We start from the raw sequence: 21432 nt of genomic DNA on the forward strand, positions 1-21432 counted from the left end.
AGAGGAGCAGACAACACACAATACAAAGAGGGCTTGCTTGTGCTCCGTCGGCAGAAGCAGAGCAGAACAGAGCGAACGAGCAAGCCCTCACGCACAGCCGGCTTTCTAGCAACCTGCTCAGCTCAGGCGGTCGTCTCGGCGGTTGCCTGAGCCGTTTCAGGCGTCTCCTCCTGTGGTCCACTGCGCGGCGTAATGCGCAGCGTCACGAACGAGGCCAGGGCCAGGAGCGCAATGGTCAGCACTACCACTACGGCATAGGAGCCGAAGAAGCCCGCCTTGGCTCCCAGACCGGTGATAATGCCAGCCAGGCAGAAATCGGTATCCCCAAAGGTCGTATTTGCCAGGCCGAATGATCCCATGAAGGCCAGCAGCAAGGCCGGCAGGAGCGTAATCAGCAGGCCATTGATGAAGGCACCGATGGCGGCTCCCAGCCAGCCGCCGGTAGAATTGCCGTAGACGCCGGAGGTGCCGCCGTCGAAGAAGTGGGGTACCATGCCGGGAATAATCAGGGCCAGGCCCAGCGGTCCCATCAAGAACAGTCCTACGATACCACCCAGCAAGCTCATGATGAAGCCGATCAAGACCGCATTCGGCGCAAAGGGGAAAGTCGTCGGGCAATCCAGGGCGGGCAAAGCGTTGGGTACCACTTTCTCCGCAATCCCGCGGAAAGCCGGCACAATCTCCGCCAGGATCATGCGTACACCGACCAGGATAATGGCCACGCCCGCCCCAAAGGTCAGAGCCTGGGTCAAGGCATACATGATATAGTTGCCGCCGCCCGCAGCCTGCGCCAGCGCTGCTGGTCCAGCAATAATGGCCAGGACCAGATAAATAATCACCATCGTCAGCGTGGTCATCACCAGCGAGTCGCGAAGGAAAGAGAGTCCCTCTGGCACTGCCAGATCCTCCGCGCTGGCTCGCGGTGCCCCCAGGCGGCGCACCAGCTTGCCCACCAGTCCCGAGGTAATATAGCCGAATGTATTGAAGTGACCCAGGGCGAAGCCGGCATCGCGCGTCACCTTGCGCGTAAAGGGATGGACCAGGGCCGGCATCACCGTACCAATCGTTCCCAGCATCAACGCGCCCAGTATGACCTGATGGACGCCCGTGATGCCCGCACTACCCAGAACCACGGCCAGCACCGTGGCCATATAGAAGAGATGATGACCGGTCAGAAAGACAAACTTCACCGGGGTCAGGCGTGCTAAAATCAGGTTGACCAGAAAACCGAACGCCATAATGAGAGCTGTTGGCGCGCCAAAGGCTTTTTGGGCCAGGCTGACAATCGCCTCGTTGGTTGGTACTACGCCCTGCAGGTGAAAACCAGCCTGCACCATCGTTCCCAGCGGCGCCAGGGCGCCGATCAAAATAGTGGCTCCGCCTGTCAGAATCAAAAAGCCCACGATGGTCTTGAGCGTTCCTGCAATCAATTCGCTGACGGGGCGCCGTAGCACCAGTAAACCCAGAAGGGCAATCAATCCCACCAGCAGCGGTGGCTTGCTCAAAATCTCCGAGACAATGAACTGAACGATCGCAAGCACAATGTTCATCGTTCACCATCCTTCTTCTGGCTGGCTAGCTAACGAGAGAGCCTGGAGGTCTCTCTCCAGGCCACAACATTGCTTGTTCGCTGAAGACACCTGCTCGCGCTGAGTTGAGCCTCAGCATCAGCTGCCTTTCACCAAGGGCAGCAGCTTCTCTTTCATCTCCTTTCGATCGACGTAGTTCTTGATGACGACGATAGGGATGCCTCTATCGGCTAACAGGCGCGCAAATTCGGCAGAAGTGACAATAATATCAGCCTGCTCCGAGCGCGCAGTCCCGATATCGCTCACGACGACCTGGGCCTTGAGACCGGCAGCCTTGAGAACGTCCTCGATGGTCATGCGCAGAACCAGGCTGCTGCCAAATCCCATGCCACAGACAGCTAAGATCTTCACAGTGCATTCCCCCTGAGCCTCTTCTGCGTCCTCGCTCACTGAGCGGGCAACGCAGCCGCAATGATGTGCATCACTTCCTCGGCGGAGGTGCTGGCCTGAATCGCTGAGAGCGCCTGCTCATTCGCCAAGAGTTGGGTCAGCATGGTGAGTGCCTCCAGGTGCTTCTGACGGTCAACCGCGCCAAAGGCAATGGCGATCTTCACCGGGTCATTGTCCTCGTTGCCAAAGGACACGGGAGGCTCCAGCGTCAGCAGACTCATGCAGGGACGTTTCACGCCATCGCTCGGGCGCGCATGTAAGAGCGCCACGCCTGGCACAATCACCATATAAGGGCCGTAGGTCTGTAGGGCCTGCTGCATGGCCTCGATGTAGCGCTCCTCGATGGCGCCGCTGGCCAGCAACAATTGGCCAGCCTCGCGGATGACCTGCCCCGGATCGCTGGCTGCAACATGCAGGCGAATCGTGGCCGGCGTCAGCAAATCTTTGAGCTGAAACGGCGCTTCTGATGAAGCCACAGCGGATCTCTCTCCAGAATCGAGAAGTGGGCAAGGCGGCGCGCTACGCTGATCAGTCGCGGCTCTCGCTCGCCTCGCACGCCCGCCCTTGTTCTGCTCGTCTCGCACTGCTCCTCCGAACTGCCCGGCGCCCGGCTCCTGCTGTGCGCGCCAGCAGCCGCTCATCACTCTGCCAGCCAGGGCTGGCGCGCCAGGTACCAGGTGGGCGCCTCGTCAGGGCTGGGACCTGGCTGGGCCAGCGAAGCTGCCGCGGCTATGCCAAAGGCTGCAGCCGGCTGGACGGAAGAGCCTGCTTGCTACTAGGATAAACTTTGCCGTCGTGTGAAAGTCAAGCGGTTGCCTGGTTCTTTCCTCTTCAGATCGCCACTACTAGCTCTGCCCTTACCTTGACTTTCACGTCGCGGCAAGGTTTATCCTAGAGGGAGGAGAAGCGCCTGTTCTCTCTATGATGCCAGGCCAGAGCGCCTCCTCAGAGACGAGGAAGGAGGGGAGCAAGCTGGTGCTCAAGATCAGCGATTTTGCCAGGCTCGGGCAGGTCTCTATGCGGACCCTGCGCTACTACGACGAGATCGGATTGCTCAAGCCGGTGCAGGTTGATACTCTCACGGGATACCGCTACTATGCCGTCGAACAGCTCACGCGCCTTCACCGCATCCTCGATCTCAAGGAGATGGGCTTCGAACTCGCTCAGATTGTCCAATTGCTGGACGAGCAGGTGACCCCTGAGCAGCTCCGTGCCGTGCTCCAGCAGCGGCTCGCCGAAGTTCAGCAGCAGATTCTCATCGAACAGGAGCGACAGGCACGCATCGAGGCCCGTCTCAAGCAGCTGATGCTCGATGATCAGCAGAGTAGCTACGAGGTTGTCCTGAAACGCCTCAAGCCGCAGCTCGTGGCCGCCAGTCGCACAACAGCCCCCAGCGTCGCGCTCCAACTACGCTTTGCCAGGCAGATGTTGCAATTTTTAAGGGACAGCGGAGTCAGGCCAGGCGAGCACATCCTGTTATTGACGCTGGATGCCAACGGTGGAGAAGGCGAGGGAAGCATTGTGGAGGTGGCTATTCCGGTCGAAGGGTCCTCGCTTGGCAATATCGTCGAACGTAGCGGCGGCCACATCACCATTCGAGAACTGCCCGCAGTGACCGCCGCCACCTTGCTCTACCGGGGAGGCCCCTACGGTCTGAGCGAGGTATATCAGTCGCTGGCCACCTGGATTGAGGCCCACGGCTACGCCGTTGCCGGTCCCTACCGCCATCTGCTCCTGCAAGACCAGGACGAGGACGAACCGGAAGGCTGCCTGACCGAGGTCCAGCTCCCGGTCGAACGCAAAGAGGGGGGAACCAGTCGGCTCTTCTTCCATAGTGGTAGGCGCCCGGCAGGAGCAGAGAGCCTGGCCCTGTCGGCTCGCGCCACCTCGCGAAGGTGAGGAAAGGAGAGGCCCAGCGCAGGTGAGGGAAAAGAGCAGGACCATTCTCCCCCCTCGCTCTGGGCACAGACCAGGGGCAAGGGCATAAACGTGGGGACCATACTGACTCTGTGCTTGATGGGGCTTCAGAGGCTGTGCCTCTGGGCAGCCTTGAGAGAGGAAGGGCTGCGTGATCGGTGTTGTCCTTGTTTCACATGGCTCGTTAGCCGCCGGATTGAAGGACGCGGTCGAGATGATCGCTGGCCCCCAGGAGCGCTTTGTGGCCATTGGCATGCCCGCTGGTGGCTCGCTTGAGCAGCTCAAGCGGGAGGTCGAAACCGCGGCTCGCGAGGTGATGAGCGATGGCGGGGTGCTCATCCTTATCGACATCCTGGGAGGCAATCCTGCCAGCGCCTCCCTGCAATTGGCGCTGCAAGGAACTCAAGTCATCTGCGGCGTCAATCTGCCGATGCTGCTTGAGATTCTTGTGCAGCGAGAATATATGAGCTTGCGCGATCTCACGCCTATCGCCATTCAGGCCGCGAAAGAAGGCGTGATCAATCTTACCCAGCGTCTGGCTGATCGCGGCTAGCGGCCTCGTATGGTCCGGATCAGCCCGGCTGAGCAGGAAAGGGGATAGGTTTGGCTGCATCAACAGAAGTGGTTGTTGCCTACCGTGACGGCCTGCATGCCCGTCCGGCCACGCTGCTGGCCAAAACAGCGGCGGCCTTCTCGTCGACGATCACCATCGAAAACCTGACGCAAGGCAGCAAGCCGGTGAACGCCAAAAGTCCGCTGACAGTCTTATCAATCGGTATCCAGCGCCATGACCGGCTGCGCATCGCTGCCGATGGAGAAGACGAAGACGAGGCCATAGAGGCCATCGCCCGGCTCATCGCCAGCAATTTCGGCGAAACTGAGGAGGCTGAGCAGCAGGAGCAAGTGAGCAATGAGTGAGAAGCGAATCCGTGGCATAGCGGCCTCCCCAGGGATTGCCATCGGTCCGGTCTACCGCTATGAGCCGTCCCTCATCAAAGTCGAGGCGGAAGCGGGCCAGGATGCGGCGACGGAGCTGGCGCGTCTCGAAGCGGCCCTGGCTGCGGCTCGCCAGGAAATTCGGCTCCTGGCCGAGGAAGCCGGCAGGGCTGTTGGTCCCAAGGAGGCGGCCATCTTCTCCGCGCACGAGCTGTTTCTCCAAGATCCTGAGTTGCTGCAGCAGGTGCAGGGGCGCATCCGCCAGCGGCAGAGTGCGGCCTCTGCCTGGCAGGCGGGATTTCAACACTATATTCAGCAACTGCAAGCGGTCCAGAACGAGTATTTACAGGCCCGTGTCCTCGACCTGGAGGATGTGGCGCAGCGGGTCCTCCGTCACCTGACAGGGCAGGCTGAAGAGAGCTGGCAACTAAGCGAGCAGGCGGTCATTGTTGCATACGAGCTGACCCCTTCGGCGATCGTGCGCTGTCCGCGGGAACAGGTGCTGGCTTTCTGCACGGCCCAGGGAGGGCCGACCTCTCATGTGGCCATTCTGGCCCGGGCCTTGGGAGTGCCGGCGGTGGTTGGCCTAGGAGAAGGGCTAGACGTTGTACGCCCCGGGCAGGTTGTGATCGTCGACGGAGAGCAGGGCCTTGTCATTGCCGAGCCGGAGGCTGAGACCCTGGCTCGCTATCGTCAGCAGGCCCAGTGGCTCCAGAGCCAGGCCAGGCACGCGGCGGAAGCCAGGCAGCAGCTGGCCTGTACCAGAGATGGTCGATGCTACCCAGTGCGGGCCAACATCCAGGCTCCGGAGGAGGTGGCCGCAGTGCGAACCTTTGGAGCCGAAGGAATAGGTCTCCTGCGCACCGAATTTCTCTTCCTTGATCGCCGCCAGGCGCCCAGCGAAGAGGAGCAGCGAGAGGTCTATCGCGCGATCATCGAAGCGGTCCAGCCGGCACCTGTCGTCTTCCGTACCTTTGACATTGGAGGGGACAAGCCGGTCCCCTATCTCTCCCTGCCGCGCGAGTCCAACCCATTTCTGGGCGTGCGGGGGGTACGCCTGGGTTTGAAACAGCCGTCGCTCTTGCGTACCCAGCTGCGGGCCTTGCTCCGCGCGGGTGCAGGGCGGGAGCTGCGCATCCTTTTCCCAATGGTGAGCAGCTACGAGGAAGTCGAGGCCCTGCGTCGCCTCGTGCAGGAAGTAGAGCAAGAGCTAGGTCAGCAAGGGCAGGAGCGGGCCGAGCGCGTCGAGCTTGGCATCATGATTGAAGTGCCAGCTGCCGCCCTGCTCGCCGACGTCCTGGCCGATGCCGTTGACTTCTTCAGCCTGGGCACCAACGACCTCACCCAGTATGTCCTGGCTGCCGATCGCACCAACGAGGGCACAGCCTCCCTGGCCGACCCTTTTCATCCCGCACTCCTGCGTCTGCTCCAGCTGACTATCGAGGCGGCTCACCGTCACCAGCGTCGCGTGGAGATCTGCGGAGAACTGGCCAGCGAGCCGCTGGCCCTGCCTCTCTTGCTGGGTCTGGGCATCGATGAGCTGAGCATGGTCCCCCAGGCAGTTCCGCGCTGCAAACAGGTGATCCGTCGCTGGACCCTGCAGGAAGCTCAGCAGGTGGCCCAGCAGGCCCTCCGCCTGCCCACAGCGGCAGAGGTACGCTCGTACCTGCACACCTGCTCTCCTGATGAATATTCTTCTTTTTAAGAGTAAATATGAAAGAAAAGAGAAAGCGGTAGAAAGTGCTGGTAGAATATTAGCATCTGCACTGGACCGGTTGGCGCTGCCGCTTCTCCTGCTCATGATGGACCTGGCCGCGAGCCGGGCCTGGCGCGGGGGCAGCGGTAGCTGCAGCGGCATCAATCGGCCTACTCCATATCAGGGCCAGGGGGTGCAAAGCGATAGCCTACCCCTGGTTCGGTGAGAAAGTAGCGTGGGTGGGCTGGGTCAGGCTCCAGTTTCTGGCGCAGGCGATTGAGATAGACGCGCAGATACTCCACCTCACCGCCGTACTCCGGTCCCCAGACCCGCTGAAGCAGCCAGCGATGTGTCAGCACTTTGCCGGCCTGGGTCACCAGCTGCTCCAGCAGAGCGAACTCCGTCGGCGAGAGGCGGACCTCCTCGCCGCCACGGCGGACGATGCGCCGGGCCAGATCGATCTCGATCTCCCCGAAGCGTCGCATTCCCAGCGCCGGCTGTATCGCAGTCTCGCTCTCCCACTGGGCACGCCGCAGGACGGCTCGTACCCGTGCAAGCAGCTCCTCAACCCCGAAGGGCTTCGTCAGATAGTCATCGGCCCCCAGATCCAGGGCGGCCACCTTGTCCCGTTCGGCGTCGAGGGCCGTCAGCACAATAATGGGAACCGTTGACTGCTCGCGCACACGCTGGCAGACCTCTAGCCCGTCCAGCCGGGGCATCATCAGATCAAGAATCAGCAGGTGCGGTCGCTCGCGCTCAAAAAGCGCCAGTGCCTCCAGACCGGTACTGGCTTCCAACACTTCGAAGCCGCGCACACGTAGATTGCGGCTCACAAAGTCGCGCAGTGCCAGCTCATCCTCAGCAAGCAAGATGCGCCTGGCCTTCCCTATTCCTGTGGCCATCGCTGGAATCTCCCTCTTCTTCGTCGACTGCCTCGTGCAGCGTCCTCAGTGCCGACTGCGAGGCGCATGGCAACGAAAAGCACATCACTGTGCCCGCCGGACCGCTCTGTGCCCAGATGCGTCCTCCGTGCGCCTCCACGAAGGCTTTGCAAATTGCCAGGCCCAGCCCCGTCCCGCCAGCGTGCTGGCGGCGTCCGCGCGGGGACCGATAGAAGCGCTCGAAAATATGTGGCAGCTCCTCGGGGGCAATACCCGGTCCATCATCAAGCACAGCAAAGGTCAGAGTCCCCTCCTCGTCCGTAGAGGGCCAGGCCCTGACCCGTACATGGTGCGCTCCATAGAGCAAGGCATTGCTGATCAAATTGTGCAGAACTACGTCGATTCTCCCGCGATCCACCAGTACCGGTGGCAGCCCTGGCGGGATCTCCACCGCCAGCGTCGCCGCTCCCGGCTTGATGCGCTCTCCGACTGCCCGCACCAGCGCGCGCGGATCGACGGGGATGCGTCTGAGTTGCAGCAGGCCAGCCTCCTGCCGCGAGAGGTCAAGCAGGTTGCGCACCAGCTGCGTCAGGCGATCGGCCTCCTGCATGATGGTCTGCAGAAACTGCTGCTGCTCCTCTGGAGGCCAGACCACATCTTGCTGCAGCAACGTTGAAGCGTAGCCCTTGATGGCTGCCAGCGGCGTGCGCACCTCGTGGCCGACCGCGGCCAGCAGCGTCGTCTTAAACTCATCCAGCTCTCGCTCGCGGGTGACGTCGCGTACCAGTAAGCCGCGCCCAATGGTCTCCCCGCCCTCGCTTTGCACGGCGAAGAGGCGCATCTGCAGGGCCCGGGCCTGTGTTCCCTCGCTGTTCTCGATCAGAAACGTGGCCGGCTCTGTCCGACTCAAAGCGCGCGCGCAGGCGGCGGCCTCGGCTCCGGTCGCCTGCAGGGCCTCATAAAAGGTGGCAATGGCGTGCCCCTCCAGGGCTGTCCGTGGCAGGCCGGCAATGGCACAGGCCGCCTGATTGGCGTAGAGAATCTGGCCATCGGTGCCTAATAGGAGCAGCCCATCCTGCATACTCTCCATAATGGCCGCCAGCCGCTGTTTCTCCTCTGTTGCCCGCCGGTAGAGGCCTTCATTCTCCCTGGCGACCTCGCGCAGCCGTTCGTCGCTGCGCTCGTAGAGGACGGCGTGCTCCCAGGCGAGCGTCGCGTAGTTAGCGAAGGTTGACAGTAACTGAACCTCATGCTCCTCGAAGAGGCGTGGCTCCCGTCGGTGAACCACCAGGACGACGCTGCCAACGTGATGGCTGATGATGGGTAAGGCGAGCACCGCGCGGAAGCCGTCGTCGTAGGCAAAAGAGGGCTGGCTGCCATCGAGCAGCTTCTGCACCGGCTGGCCGCTATTAAGAGCCAGCACCGCCGCTGAACTGACCCGCTCAGGCGCAAGGGAGAGCTGGCGATCGTAGCGCTCGCTATGGCCACTGCTTTGCAGTACCCGCAGTACCCCTTGCGTGTCGGGCAGCAGCACGGCCACCGCCTGGACATCAACCAGGCGCTGTACCTCGTACATGATTTCTTCGATGACGGCTCGAGGATCAAGGGAGCGAACCACGGCGCTCGAGGTCTCTAGCAAGGTACGCAGCTCGCTCAGCTTGCGCAGGCCGTCGCGCTCCAGGCGGATCAACGAGCGCGCCAGCTCGCCAATCTCATCGTGTTGGCGGGCAAGCTGGCGCGTGGTTGCAGGGATGGCTGCGGTACTCGCCGGTAGCGCCTGATGCTGACTGGCCAGCATCTGCAGGGGACGGATAACGCGCAAGTGGAGGAGCAACCAGAAGAGCAGGCCGCCCAGGCTGAAGAGCAAGGCCACGAGCAAGAGCCAGAGATGGAACTGATCGACGACAGCCAGCGCCTCACTCGCCGGGCGCTCGACTACCACCGCCCAGCCGATTTTCGGCACTGGCACAGAACTAAACAGCCAGTCCTGGCCATTCGGTCCTGGTCCTGTACGTGAGAGGCTCTGACCCTGAAGCGCCTGGGCCGCTCCGGGCAACTCGCCAAGGGCCGTCTCCAGCAGACGCCTGCGCTCGGAGGCAGCCACCACGACCCCATTGCTGTCGATCACTGTGATCATCAAATGCTTGCTTTGTCGCTGCTGGGCCTGAACCACGTTGGCTAGCGGCAGGCTCAGCTCTGCCAGGGAGAAGTTGGCGGCGACCAGTCCATGCAGGCGGCCCTGAGTGCGTACGGCCTGAGCCACAATGACCCCTGGGGTTGCGAGCCTGCTGGAGGACAGGCCGACGATGCCCACCTCAAAGGCCGGCTGGTCGCTCTTCAGCGCCTGCTCAACGACCGTGGGGGGCGAGAATTCGGCCCCAGTGATGATATGGTCAGTATGGTCAGCCGGCCAGGCTACCAGCACCGCGCCGAAGGGGTCAAGCCAGTAGACATGATCGACGTCGCTCCGGGCGTCATGCCAGGCCTGGAAGAGCTGTTCCAGCCTGGCTGGGGCCTCGCTCTGGGAGGCCAGCACCAGCCGACCCAGGCTCTGTAACGCCTGTTCGGCTCCCAGCAGCTGCAGACTCGTCTCCCGGGCGATTTCCTCGGCCAGGGCCTGATCTGAAGCCTGAACATCGCTGCGCAGCCGCTGTTCAACGAGCATATTGATTCTGGCCCCACCAAGCAGGACAACCACGACGAAGAGAAGATAGACCGTGAGCAGACGAGTCAGTAGGGAGCGACGAAGCGCAGGCCGCATAAGCCTTTCTCCACAGTGAACCTGGCTGGCTTCTCTCTGTCACAGGGCACCCCGGTCCCGCTCTCCAGCGGCGCCTCTCTCTGGGGTTGAGCATCCCGGTGTTACGGCTGCCCGCCGACCAGGACCAAAGACCGGGACCCGGGCGCCTCTGCTCTGCCCGGAAGGGAGCAAGGGCGCTCCCGTCCGGCTCTGGAGGACGCTGCCCTGCTCGGTCTGCCTGTGCTCTCGAAGCAAGGGCAGCGTCAACAACACCCCATTATACTATGTCGATCCTCTTGATTCGTCTAGCGCTCGGGCAGCTCTCTTCCCTAACTGGCCTTGCTGGCGAACTCATTGGTGTAGGTCGTGCTCAGATCGATCTGCTTCCCCTGCACTGAGCTATTTGACTGTTGCTCGGTACTCAGAACAAACTCCGGGCCACCGGTGGGCATCAGGCCATCGGGACTGAAAATCGCCAGCTGGTTCTGCAGCGCCGTCACATACAGCTGCTTATTGCCGGCGTAGTAGTCGGCTGGCATCATGTCGGCGATCTGCTCCGCCGTATGGCTATGAATCCACCTCAGTGTTTTCACGTAGGCGTTGACAAGCTTCTGCACCACATCCTTGTGGGCATTCACATAGTCATTGCGCATGAAGACGCAGATGAAGGGGTAAGGACCACCGAGGGCGGCTTGCGTGGTCTGGGGCGTGCGCAGATCGACGAGGACCTTACCGAGGCCGCTCGCCAGGATGCGTGAGATAGTCGGCTCTGTCGTCATGCCGGCGTCGATCTTGCCCTGCTGCAAGGCGGCAATAAAGGTGTCCCCAGCCCCCACAGGGACGAAGTGGACCTGATTGGAAGCGATGCCTACCTTGTGAAGAAGGACAGTGGTCAGGGTTTGCGTTCCCGAACCCAGCTCGGTAACCCCGAGATTCTTCCCCTTGAGGTCGTTCACAGAGCGGATCTGGCCGGCCTCGCGCGTGGCCACAATCTCGGCCTCGCCTGGGGCGATGTCGAGCTGCACCACACACTCCATCTGTTTTCCTGCCGCTTGCAACTCAATAGTATGGTTATAGGAACCGGAACCGGCATCAACCTGACCGGCTAACACCTCGTCCTCAGCGGACTGGCCAGAGGCTTCATCAATGAGCGTGACTGCTAGACCCTCCTGAGCGAAGTAGCCGAGCCGTTGGGTCAACATGTTAGGTAAATAAATCTGTTTGCTTAAGCCACCAACCATGATCTTGAGCTGGATCTTGCCATTGCTCACCGTTGGCCCGCTCGCGCTGCCTCCACAGGCACTGACCAGCATGGCCAGCACGAGCAGGAGCACGGTAATGGGCTGTCGCAGCCACTGTCGCTTGACACTCATGGTCTTTCTCTTCCTTTCCCTTCGTGCGTTCCGTTCGTTGTGCTGTTCAGGCGGCACGGCACCCAGACGCTGCTCCCCTCGTGGTGCTGCCGCCCCTTGCTTGACCGTTTCGGCTGTTGGAGCGTGGGCGCATCCCCTTGGCTCTGGGTTGGTCTCAGAGTGTAGCCTCGCTCAGGGCAGTCGGGCGCCAGCGCAGCAGGCGCCGCTCCAGTGCTGTGATAATGACCTCGGAGAGCAGAGCGACCACTGCGAGAATCAGCATGGCCGCGAAGACCCCATTGGCGTTGAAGGTGGCGCCGGCATTCTGGATCATCAGGCCGATGCCCTCGATTGAGCCGACGAACTCGCCAACCACAGCCCCGACCAGCGCGAAGCTAAAGCTGGTGTGCAGACTGGCGATAATCCAGGTGAGTGCTGAAGGCAAGATGACCTCGCGGAAGAGCTGCCAGCGGTTGGCCCCCAGAATGCGGGCATTGGCCAGCAGATTCCGATCGACCTCGCGCACGCCCTGGAAGGCGTTGAAGAAGACGATAAAGAAGACCAGGACAACCGCCAGGGCGACCTTTGACTGGCTGCCCAGACCCAACCCAATGGCGAAGAGCGGCGCCAGAGTCACGCGAGGAATAGAATTGGCCGCCTTAATATAGGGACCGAGCAGCTCGGCGAGAAAGGCGTTGCGACCCAGGAGAACGCCGAAGCTGATGCCGAGAACGACGCCGATCAAAAAGCCAAGCAGGGCCTCCTCCAGAGTTACAGCAATCTGCACCCAGAGCGGTCCCTGGGCGGTGCCGTGAACCACCCAGGTCACAAGCTGCTGCCAGATCCCAGACGGGCGTCCCCAAAAGAAAGGATCGATCAGGCCGAAGCGCGTTCCCAGTTCCCAACCGCCGATCAGAACCACCAGCAGCAGCAAACGCAGGCTATTGATCAGCCAGCGCCGGCGTCGACGTCGGCGCGTCAGGGCTGCCAGAATGGCGCTCTCTGTCTCCATCATTGGAGGATTGGCAGCGCCATTGCTCTGCCCTTGTTCAATCCGAAGAGTGTTTGGCTCGCTCATAGCTAATCATCACCTCGTCGCGGAGGTCCTCCCAGATATCGTGATAGAGCTGGACGAAGCGCGGATCAAAGCGGATCTCGGCCACGTTACGCGGACGAGGCAGATCGATAGTATAGATCCCCTTGACTGTGGCCGGTCCGGCGGTCAGCACGCAGACACGGTCGGCGAGGGCGATCGCCTCCTCCAGGTCGTGGGTCACAAAGACCACCGAGGCCGAAAGCGCAGACCACAGCTGCAGCAGCTCGTTCTCCATCAAGGTGCGGGTCTGGACATCGAGCGCGCTGAATGGTTCGTCCATCAGCAGGATCTGTGGCTCATTGATGAAAGTCTGGGCGAGGGCTACACGCTTGCGCATACCGCCCGAGAGCTGGTGCGGATAGCGATCCTCGAAGCCAGCCAGCCCGACGCGGGCAATCCAGGCGCGGGCCCGTTCCAGCGCTTCCCGCCTGGGAACGCCGCGAAAAAGAGGGCCGGCGGCCACATTGTGCAGCACGTTCTTCCAGGGGAAGACGGCGTCGGTCTGAAAGACATAGCCAATGCGCGGATCATTGCCATGAACCTCTTCCCCCATGACCAGGACGGAGCCCGCGCTCGGCGTATCCAGTCCAGCGATGAGGCTCAAGGTTGTCGACTTGCCGCAGCCGGTAGGACCGATGAGAGCGCAGAACTCGCCCGGGGCCACGTTGAGGTTCAGGTTACGCAGAGCGGTATAGGTCTGTCCCCGCGGCGTGAGAAAGCGTTTGGTCACTTGCCGCAGCTCGATGGCCGGCGTGTTGCCTTGAGAGGGCCTCTTGTCGGGCGCCTCCTGGGCCACTGAGCGTGGCGTAGGGGATGAAGCGGGTGGGGCGTTTCTCTGTGGGTCTTGCATTCTTCGTTCTTCTTGCTGCCGGAGCAATTGCTACCTCTGTCACAATCTCGATCGGCTGGCTGACCAGCCAGCCAGGCGGATTACCTCGCCTATGCGCCCGGCTTTTCCGCTGACTAGCTGGTCGGCTCCGTTCTCAATGGCTCGTCTCTGTGCGGACACTCTAAATTTACCCGATGATGCATAAATGACGCATAAATGACCAGTGGAGAGAGTTAAACATTGCATAAATGCTCTGCGGTCTTCCTTCTGACCTTTTAGAGGTGCTGGCGAGAAATCGTTGTTGGCTGCCAGGCTGCGATACGATTGTGAGGTGGTGAACTTGACTGGCGGAGATGGCGCACCAGGCGGCAGCAGCGAGCGTCTGGCGCTGCTGGCACGGGCAGAGGAAGGTCTTGCTACCCTCTAGTACTCGTCATTTCGGCAGCGCTCAGCAGGGCAGCTCGCTGACGGCGGGGTGTTTCCCTGGAGCGAGCGGCGCACCCGCTGCAACTCGCGCAGCTCAACCATCAGCGAGCAACGGTCAGCTCTTCTACATAGCGGAGTCGGGCGTAGTTGTAGGCTTGCGACCCCAGACGGTGAGCAGCGTCCAGATCGCGCAGAAATTCTCTTGTTGCATTTCGGCCATCGCCTGCTGAATCAGTGTTCCTAGCTCCTCTTGGCCGATTAAGCCGACTTTTACGAGAAAAGGCCGAATCAATTCCATCCCAGCCAGATGGTCCTTGAAGACAGGATAATAGGTCTCTGTCCCCATCGACCACTCGATAGCGCTGGCGCGGAGCCGCACCTCCTCAAAGCCTGCCTGGCGCACCAGCCGTGGTAGCGCCGGCGTAATACCGAGGTGGCGCCCATCGGGAGAGAAGCTCTGTCCAACCCGCCGAAAAGCTTCGGCGATCAAGGAACTGAAACGCTCGTAGGCTGGGCTGGTCGTCAACGGAAGCTCTCCCTCGGTCAAACGCAGGATACCGCCGGGCTTGAGGAGACGGACACACTCGGCCAGCAGACGGGGCCAGGCCGCTGGCAACATGAAGCCTGACAATGCTCGCCCGTTGATCAGGTCAAAGGAGGTGTCAGCGAAAGCCAGCGGCTCCATGACATTGCCAACCTGAAAACGAACGTTTCTGAGTCCACGCGACTGAGCCTGAGCCTGGGCATATTCAATCACTGGCTGGCTGATGTCGATGCCGATCACCTCGACATGGGGATAGTGAAAAGCAACCTCTAGGGCCCAGCCACCGGGGCCACAGGCCAGATCGAGCAGACGTCCACCCTCGGGTAGGAGCTGGCCCTCGGGAAAGAGGCCCCCCATGCCTTCCGTTAGCAGTCGATCCTGTTGCATCAGGCGGGCTAGCTCGCCGGCATTCTCTGGATCAATCACGTAGGTGTGATCTGCTTCCGCCATGCAATTGCTTCCTTTCCAGTCTGAAGAAGCGCATCAGACCGCGCGTCTCCAGGACGATGGCATCTCTTGGGCATATTCCTTTCTCAAGTGTAGCAGAAAGCAGCTCCATACTGGAAGGGAGAGAACATAAAGAGTATCGGGTAGGAGCCGCTCAACCGGAAATTGGCTGTGTTTGTCAGGACCTCTGCCCCCAGACTAGACCTGGCGCAGGTTCGCCCGTCAGGAGATACTGCTGAACCCTCTCCGCTCTGGGCTGATTCTGCCCCTGTTCTGGCGTCCAGGATATGAAAAAACCATAAAAATCGGAGAGAGTGCTCTCTATCCACGCAAAACATCTTGACAGCAGCTTGTCTGCTTTTCTACACTTTCCTCTGAACTACGCTTTCTCCCGAAGAACCCGCCAGCTTGATGCTCTGTCTGCCTGTCTCAGGGAGGAGGCCGCGCCGGTTTTGCTGCTCGCTCCCTTGTCTGGCAGACGATAGAGGCGGGGTCAAGAGGATCTTCTGTTTTCCTGAGAGTACGGGGCAGAAAGGAGGAGTAGATGCCCTGGTGGTTCTTCCGCCGTCGAGCCAGAGCGACTGCCAGCGAGGAGGAGCTGGTGAGTCGTCCGCCGCGCCGGTCTCTTGGTGAGGTAGCCTTGCCTCGTTTGCAGGGGAGCCGGCGCTATTTGCAGGAGCAGCCCTACTTGTTGCCGAAGGACCTGGGAGAGGTCAATCGCCTTGATTTTCAACACTATGTGCTGCGCAGTCTCATGCGGGGCAACTATCTGGCGCCGATCAAGCAACCGCGTCGCATTCTGGACGTTGGTTGTGGGACGGGGCAGTGGGCCATCGAGCTGGCCCAGGAGTTCCCGGAGGCGGCAGTAGTGGGGCTGGACGTGGAGCAGACCAAGGTGAGCAGCTCGCCACCAGCGAACTATCGTTTTGTGAAGGGCGATGTGCTCGAAGGGCTTCCGTTTGAAAGCAACTGGTTCGATTTTGTCCATCAGCGTCTCCTCTTCCTGGCTATTCCTTTATCTGCCTGGCCGGGGGTAGTGCAGGAGCTGGCGCGTGTCACCGCCCCTGGCGGCTGGATCGAACTCGTTGAAGGAAGCCCTAGCTCTAGCAGCTTCTCCCCTGCAGGCCCAGCTACCCAGCAGCTGATCGGCCTGATTGGACAGCTTGCGGCTCTGCGCGGCCTCGATAGCGAAGGCGAGGTGATGCGCTCGCTAGACCGCTATCTGTTAGGGGCAGGTCTGATCAACGTCCATCGCTATCCGCTCGAGATTCCGGTCGGCGAGTGGGGTGGGCGCCTGGGTTCATTGATGGCTATCGATGTGCGTGAGGGAATTAAGGCTGTCAGCGCTCCTGTTGCTGCCCGCTTTGGCCTCTCTGAGCAAGAGGTGCTCAATTGGCTGGATCAGGCTAGTCAAGAATGGAATGAGCTGAAGACTTCCTACTCCCTGGCTGTTGCCTATGGGCAGAAGCCGGCAGCTAGCTAAAGAATCGCCGCCTGGGGCGAGCAATGACACCAACAGGAGGATCTTCTGTTTTCCTGAGAGTACGGGGCAGAAAGGAGGAGTAGATGCCCTGGTGGTTCTTCCGTCGTCGTGCCAGAGCAACCGCCAGCGAGGCGGAGCTGATGAGTCGGACGGCTCGCCCGTCTCTTGGTGAGGTAGCCTTGCCTCGTCTGCAGGGGAGCCGGCGCTATTTGCAGGAGCAGCCCTATTTGTTGCCGAAGGATCTGGGAGAGGTCAATCGGCTTGATTTTCAACACTATGTGCTGCGCAGTCTACTGCGGGGCAACTATCTGGCGCCGATCAAGCAACCGCGTCGCATTCTGGACGTCGGTTGCGGTACGGGGCAGTGGGCCATCGAGCTGGCCCAGGAGTTCCCGGAGGCGGTAGTAGTGGGGCTGGACGTGGAGCAGACCAAGGTGAGCAGCTCGCCACCAGCGAACTATCGTTTTGTGAAGGGCGATGTGCTCGAAGGGCTTCCGTTTGAAAGCAACTGGTTCGATTTTGTCCATCAGCGCTTTCTGCTAGCGGCTGTGCCTCTCGCTGCCTGGCCGGGGGTAGTGCAGGAGCTGGCGCGTGTCACCGCCCCTGGCGGCTGGATCGAACTCGTTGAATTCAGCATCCATGTAAGCAACTTTGTTCCTGCTGGACCTGCGACCGAGCGCTTTCTTGAGCTGGCCGGTCAGCTGACTGCTCTGCGCGGCCTCGATAGCGAAGGCGAAGTGATGCGCTCGCTGGACCGCTATCTAGAGGAGGCGGGCTTATTGCAGATCAAGTCTCAGCGCATTCAAGCTCCCCTTGGCGACTGGGGCGGGCGTCTTGGCTCTCTCCTCTCTCTTGATGCCCGAGAAACATGGAAAGCGATTAGCGCTCCCATTGCTGCCCGTTTCCAGCTACCGGAGCAAGAGGTACTGAGCCTTATCGATAGGGCGGGTCACGAATGGAACGAGCTGCAGACGAAATGGAGCTTTGCTATTGCCTATGGCCAGAAACCGACAGCTCACTAAAGAATCGCTGCCTGAAGCAGGCAGAGGAGTCGAGCCTCGTGGGTCAGAACGGAGCGGGCAAGGGCTTGCCGAAAAGCGCGAGGCGGGTGTGTTGCGTGCCTCGCCTCGCGCAAGCTGGCGACAATCAAAAGGTCCGGCCTCGCTGGAGAAGGCCCCTCTGGCCTGGCTGCTGACTGGCGATCAAACGTCCAAGATCAGCCTGACCCCTTCCCACAACGCCCGCAGCTCCCCCTGGGGGTCCTCCGCCAGAGAAGGCACCTCATCCCAAATCAGCGTTGCGCGCCGTTCCAGATCGTAGCGTGGCCACTCCGGCAGACTGGGAATAGCCGGGTTCCCGGTGCGAATAAAGGCCGCCCAGGAGGCATGCATCAGATCGGCCAGGGCCTGTCGACTGGGCGAAGTACCCGTAAACAGGCGCGAGAGTCCCACATTGAGCGTATTGAAGACAAAAGGAATATCCATCGCATGCGCGGCCCCGAGCACCCCGCCGAAGGCGGGCGACTTCCAGTCGAAGCGATACATCCAGACGGGCGCCCCCTGTCGAACCTGGGCTTCTGCCAGGCGAATGACCGGGATGCGAAAAACCAGATCGCCCATCAGATCGATCCAGGCTAGCTCGGGAGAGTGGTCCTCGCGTGCCTCCGTATAGCGTGCGAGCACCTGCTGAGCGGCCTCGCCAAAGAGGCGCTTGAGGAGCGCTTCGTTGATCTGGGCTCCCCCACCCATCAGGGCGAACAGCCGCCATTCGTCGCGGTTCGTTCCCAGCAAGACGGTCACATCTCTGGCCAGGCCCTGGGCCAGCATCGCCAGCGGATGCTGCGGCAGCGTCTCGCCATCGATCACCGGACTGAAAGCGCGAACTCCGCCGAACTCTCGTCCCAGCTCTGGCTGCACCTTGAGCAGGCTCTCCACTGATACCTCGGCCAGGGCCTCGGCCCGCGAAGGCTCCAGCCCAAGCCTGGTCAGAAGGGCCTGGGCCACGCGCGTGGCCTCGGCGCCAGTAGGCAGGTCGCCGGCGGCACCGCTTTGCAGGATCGCTCGCTGAAAAAGGCCGCGCGCCGCTGGCATGCCCAGCAGCGCAGCGATGCTCATGGCGCCTGCCGATTCGCCCATCACCGTCACATTCTCGGGATCACCGCCAAAAGCCTCGATGTTCTCCTGCACCCAGTGCAGCGCCGCAATCTGGTCGAGCAGACCACAGTTGCCGCTGTAGCTGGAGCCAGCTCCGGCCAACTCCTTGAGGTAGAGGAAGCCTAGCACTCCCAGCCGGTAATTGAGCGAAACCACCACGATATTGTGACGCTCTGCAAATGACGCGCCGTCATACCACGGGTCGGAGGCCGAGCCGATGGTGAAGGCCCCGCCGTGAATATAGACCATGACCGGGCGCTTCCCCTGATCTGCGGCAGGAGACCAGATATTCAAGTACAGGCAGTCTTCGCTGATCGGACGCGGATCAACAACACGCTCAGCCCCGATGGCTCCAACCATACTGGCCCCCATCTCGGCAACCTGGGGAGCCATCGGACTAAAGGCTGTCGTCGGACGCACACCCGTCCACGGTTCAGGTGGCTCAGGGGGGCGGAAGCGCCTGGCTCCCACCGGAGGTCGGGCGAAAGGGATGCCTTTCCAGACGCAGATGGCGCCTTGCTGATAGCCCTGAACCTTCCCATAGCGAGTTTCGACAATGCATTCGCTCATGCTTCTACTCCTGCTCATCGATGCAGATAGGCTTTAGTGAAGGCCTCACTGCCGCCGCCAGGCCCTGCCTTCGTAGAAAGCGGACCCTGCCAGCGCCGCTTCGTGACCATCCCGCCAGAGCGCTGGCGACCATCTTGTTCTCTTCTGCAGAGACCATGCCTGGTAATCAAAGAGGAGGTGGCATCGGGGCCTTTCTTATCTTATCACCTGATCATCGCTCTTCCTGGCATTGGCACCCTTCGCCGGACGATTGCCTTAAGGGGCCTGGCCTTCCGGCTCGACCGCGATTCCTAGCCGCTCCAATAGCGCCCGGCAGCGCCACGCCGGGTAGCCGACAGGCAGGCGACCCGGAGGGCCATGCGAATCCGAGCCGGCGCTCATGACCAGTCCATGACGCTGGACATACGCTTCATAGATGGCCTCTAGCTCCGGCCCGTGGGTGGGATAGTAGACCTCTACCCCATCGAAGGCGACCTCCGCCCGCACCCGATCCAAGAGCTCAGGGCTGTAGAAGGTGAACTCCGCCGGCTCACGCAGGCCGCGGCCCGGGTGGGCAATCAGGGCCAGGCCTCCACTGCGATGGAGTGCTTCGACGACCGCCGCCAGATCTGCCTTAATCTCCCGATAGCCCGCATCACGGATCACGGCGAGGGCCTCTTCCCAACTGGAGACATAGCCGTGCTTCAGCAGGAGGAACCCGCAGTCGCCAGCGACTCGCAGCCGGTTCCCCTGCGGCGCAAGGAGCCTCTCCCGCTCAGGAAAGGAGTAGCCGCGACCGAGCAGCTCTGCATAAACCTCCTCTGCGTTAGCTCGCTGCCCTTCACGTACTTGCTCCACCAGGCGCTGCAGATCCGGCTGCTCAGGATCAAAGCCGTAGCCAAGCACATCGGCCATCTGGCCTTGCCAGGCAGCGCTAATCTCAACGCCATTGAGGACGGCCACCCCCTGCTCCTTCGCCAGATGCTGCAGCTGAGGGACTGTATCCACCCGGTCGTGATCCGTGACGGCAATCAATTTAAAGCCTCGCTCGCGGACGTGGGCTAAAAGATCTTCCGCAGTCCAGCGCCCATCGCTCCAGGTCGTGTGCAAATGAAGATCGATCCTGGCCTGTTCGGAAAGGCGTTGCTGCAATGGATGCCTCCTTCTTCTGATCTCAGCAACTGAGACGAACCCCCTCCTGGCATGTCTCGACAGCTCTTTGCTGGAACGAGCCTCGCTGTCGCCGACAAGCAGCGAGTCATTGCTCATATTCTTAGCTCGCTTGGGGGAAAAATCATCAGCTGAGATGGTACACGACTGCTTCTGCAGGCGGCAAGAGCGAACGAGGGCGCTGGTTGTGCTTACAATTGACAAAAACCGCTTCTCCTGCCGGCATGCTCAATTGGCGGTTGCTCGTGGGTAACGATACCGCGCTTACCTGGCGCCGGTCTGCCCCCTTCCTGCCTTTGACCTGCTTCGGCTGTGGTAGCGGGTAGCGGACGTTTGAACTCTGCCAGCGGCTCCCTTCCCGCAGGAGGAAATAGTCAGGGCTGACCTGGCAGGTCAAGGCTTACCACTCCAGCAGGACCGGCCAACGAGAAGCTCCTGAGCTGAGCACGGGGATGAACATGGGGACTCCATTGGCCGCGCTGCCAGGGTTGTTATCCCTCTGGTTGCACAATACAGTAGTCTCCGTAGCGCGTCAGACGATAGTGCCGGTTCTGCTGGGCCATTAACGCTTGCAGAGCGGCCTCGTAGTCGCCGCGCGGCAGCACGTAAGCTGCATGACGATCGGCGTGGGTAGCCCAGTAATAGGGCCAGTAGCGAATGTAGCCCGGCTGCAGCTGCTGATTGACAACCCCACAGGTCAAGCGCTCCTGGCTGAGAAAAGCCACCTTATAGCAGGTCCAATAATCGCTGTAGAAGTGGGTCACACCCAGCTCCTCCAGTCGATGTACAAAAGCCATATCTTGTTGATAGTACATCTGAGCCGTGGGGGTTTCACTAAAAGCCTGAGCCGTCCCAGTTCCATAGAAGAGCAGTAGCAAGAGCAGCAGAGCCAGGCAGAGCGCGCGACCAGGCTGGCGTAACCTGGGTAGAAAGGACCACGTGGCCTGCGCACCCTGCCAGAGGGGCCAGAGGATCGCGGGGAGCGCGATCCAAAAAATGATCAGGTAGCGCCCATGCAAAGAGGGCCACTTGAGCGGTGCAAGACTATGAATAAAGAGCACCAGGGTGATGGCCGCGGCAAGCAACAGCAGCAGGCGAGCACTGGCCCGGACCAGGTCAGCCTGCTGATCAGCCTTCCCCTCCTCCAGACGGGGGCGCCGTCCCTGGCGCCACAGATCCCAACCGGCCAACCCCAGAGCAGCGAGAAAAAGCAGCAAATAGCCAGTACCCCAGC

At 61.2% G+C, this 21432-nt stretch carries 17 protein-coding genes and 1 pseudogene; 6 read left to right on the forward strand and 12 right to left on the reverse strand.

Going from position 1 to position 21432, the window contains the following annotated elements:
* Positions 1-122: 122 nt before the first annotated feature.
* The 3 genes from ulaA to BGC09_RS19805 all read right to left on the reverse strand — a co-directional run bounded on the left by ulaA (position 123) and on the right by BGC09_RS19805 (position 2455).
* A complete protein-coding gene (gene ulaA, locus BGC09_RS19795) occupies positions 123-1550 on the reverse strand; it encodes a PTS ascorbate transporter subunit IIC (protein WP_069805946.1) in 1428 nt (475 codons plus the stop codon).
* A gap of 117 nt (positions 1551-1667) precedes the next feature.
* Complete coding sequence (locus BGC09_RS19800; RefSeq protein ID WP_052891458.1) at positions 1668-1940, reverse strand: PTS sugar transporter subunit IIB; 273 nt, start codon at positions 1938-1940, stop codon at positions 1668-1670.
* Between the two features lie 35 nt (positions 1941-1975).
* The gene (locus BGC09_RS19805) at positions 1976-2455 is read right to left on the reverse strand and encodes a PTS sugar transporter subunit IIA (protein ID WP_069805947.1); all 480 of its coding nucleotides are present in this window, start codon (positions 2453-2455) and stop codon (positions 1976-1978) included.
* A gap of 499 nt (positions 2456-2954) precedes the next feature.
* Between BGC09_RS19805 and BGC09_RS19815 the strand changes: the two genes are divergently transcribed.
* The 4 genes from BGC09_RS19815 (at position 2955) to ptsP (ending at position 6537) form a co-directional block, all read left to right on the forward strand.
* Entirely contained in the window at positions 2955-3878 is a 924-nt protein-coding gene (locus tag BGC09_RS19815) for a MerR family transcriptional regulator (RefSeq protein ID WP_176728987.1), read from the forward strand.
* A gap of 169 nt (positions 3879-4047) precedes the next feature.
* The gene (locus tag BGC09_RS19820; protein ID WP_069805950.1) at positions 4048-4449 is read left to right on the forward strand and encodes a PTS sugar transporter subunit IIA; all 402 of its coding nucleotides are present in this window, start codon (positions 4048-4050) and stop codon (positions 4447-4449) included.
* 50 nt (positions 4450-4499) lie between these two features.
* Complete coding sequence (locus BGC09_RS19825) at positions 4500-4814, forward strand: HPr family phosphocarrier protein (RefSeq protein WP_245688606.1); 315 nt, start codon at positions 4500-4502, stop codon at positions 4812-4814.
* Complete coding sequence (gene ptsP / locus BGC09_RS19830; RefSeq protein ID WP_084659150.1) at positions 4807-6537, forward strand: phosphoenolpyruvate--protein phosphotransferase; 1731 nt, start codon at positions 4807-4809, stop codon at positions 6535-6537. Before BGC09_RS19825 ends, ptsP begins: the two co-directional genes overlap by 8 nt.
* Positions 6538-6698: 161 nt before the next feature.
* On the opposite strand, the gene BGC09_RS19835 is transcribed toward ptsP, so the two are convergent.
* The 6 genes from BGC09_RS19835 to BGC09_RS19860 form a co-directional block, all read right to left on the reverse strand.
* Complete coding sequence (locus BGC09_RS19835) at positions 6699-7430, reverse strand: response regulator (RefSeq protein WP_069805952.1); 732 nt, start codon at positions 7428-7430, stop codon at positions 6699-6701.
* Positions 7387-10170, reverse strand: a complete 2784-nt coding sequence (locus tag BGC09_RS19840; RefSeq protein ID WP_069805953.1) for an ATP-binding protein — start codon at positions 10168-10170, stop codon at positions 7387-7389. The genes BGC09_RS19835 and BGC09_RS19840 overlap by 44 nt, the downstream gene beginning before the upstream one ends.
* 308 nt (positions 10171-10478) lie before the next feature.
* Entirely contained in the window at positions 10479-11522 is a 1044-nt protein-coding gene (locus BGC09_RS19845) for an ABC transporter substrate-binding protein (protein WP_069805954.1), read from the reverse strand.
* Between the two features lie 154 nt (positions 11523-11676).
* Positions 11677-12516 (reverse strand): ABC transporter permease, encoded by an 840-nt coding sequence (locus tag BGC09_RS19850; protein ID WP_069805963.1) that lies wholly within the window; start codon positions 12514-12516, stop codon positions 11677-11679.
* Between the two features lie 34 nt (positions 12517-12550).
* Positions 12551-13447 (reverse strand): ABC transporter ATP-binding protein, encoded by an 897-nt coding sequence (locus BGC09_RS19855; RefSeq protein ID WP_084659152.1) that lies wholly within the window; start codon positions 13445-13447, stop codon positions 12551-12553.
* Positions 13448-13976: 529 nt separating this feature from the next.
* On the reverse strand, positions 13977-14846 hold the full coding sequence (locus BGC09_RS19860) for a class I SAM-dependent methyltransferase (RefSeq protein WP_069805956.1): 870 nt from the start codon (positions 14844-14846) through the stop codon (positions 13977-13979).
* Positions 14847-15387: 541 nt separating this feature from the next.
* On the opposite strand from BGC09_RS19860, the gene BGC09_RS19865 reads away from it, so the two are divergent.
* Both BGC09_RS19865 and BGC09_RS19870 read left to right on the forward strand, forming a co-directional pair.
* Entirely contained in the window at positions 15388-16326 is a 939-nt protein-coding gene (locus BGC09_RS19865) for a class I SAM-dependent methyltransferase (protein WP_069805957.1), read from the forward strand.
* A gap of 83 nt (positions 16327-16409) precedes the next feature.
* Positions 16410-17348, forward strand: a complete 939-nt coding sequence (locus BGC09_RS19870; RefSeq protein WP_069805958.1) for a class I SAM-dependent methyltransferase — start codon at positions 16410-16412, stop codon at positions 17346-17348.
* A gap of 180 nt (positions 17349-17528) precedes the next feature.
* Here the strand turns inward: BGC09_RS19870 and BGC09_RS19875 are convergent, their stop codons facing one another.
* The 3 genes and pseudogenes from BGC09_RS19875 to BGC09_RS23020 all read right to left on the reverse strand — a co-directional run.
* Complete coding sequence (locus tag BGC09_RS19875; protein ID WP_069805959.1) at positions 17529-19049, reverse strand: carboxylesterase/lipase family protein; 1521 nt, start codon at positions 19047-19049, stop codon at positions 17529-17531.
* A gap of 255 nt (positions 19050-19304) precedes the next feature.
* Complete coding sequence (locus BGC09_RS19880) at positions 19305-20180, reverse strand: PHP domain-containing protein (protein ID WP_069805960.1); 876 nt, start codon at positions 20178-20180, stop codon at positions 19305-19307.
* Positions 20181-20689: 509 nt separating this feature from the next.
* Positions 20690-21432: pseudogene (locus BGC09_RS23020) on the reverse strand (hypothetical protein); the annotation flags it as partial.

Source organism: Thermogemmatispora onikobensis, from assembly GCF_001748285.1.
GTDB classification, from domain to species: Bacteria; Chloroflexota; Ktedonobacteria; order Ktedonobacterales; family Ktedonobacteraceae; genus Thermogemmatispora; species Thermogemmatispora onikobensis.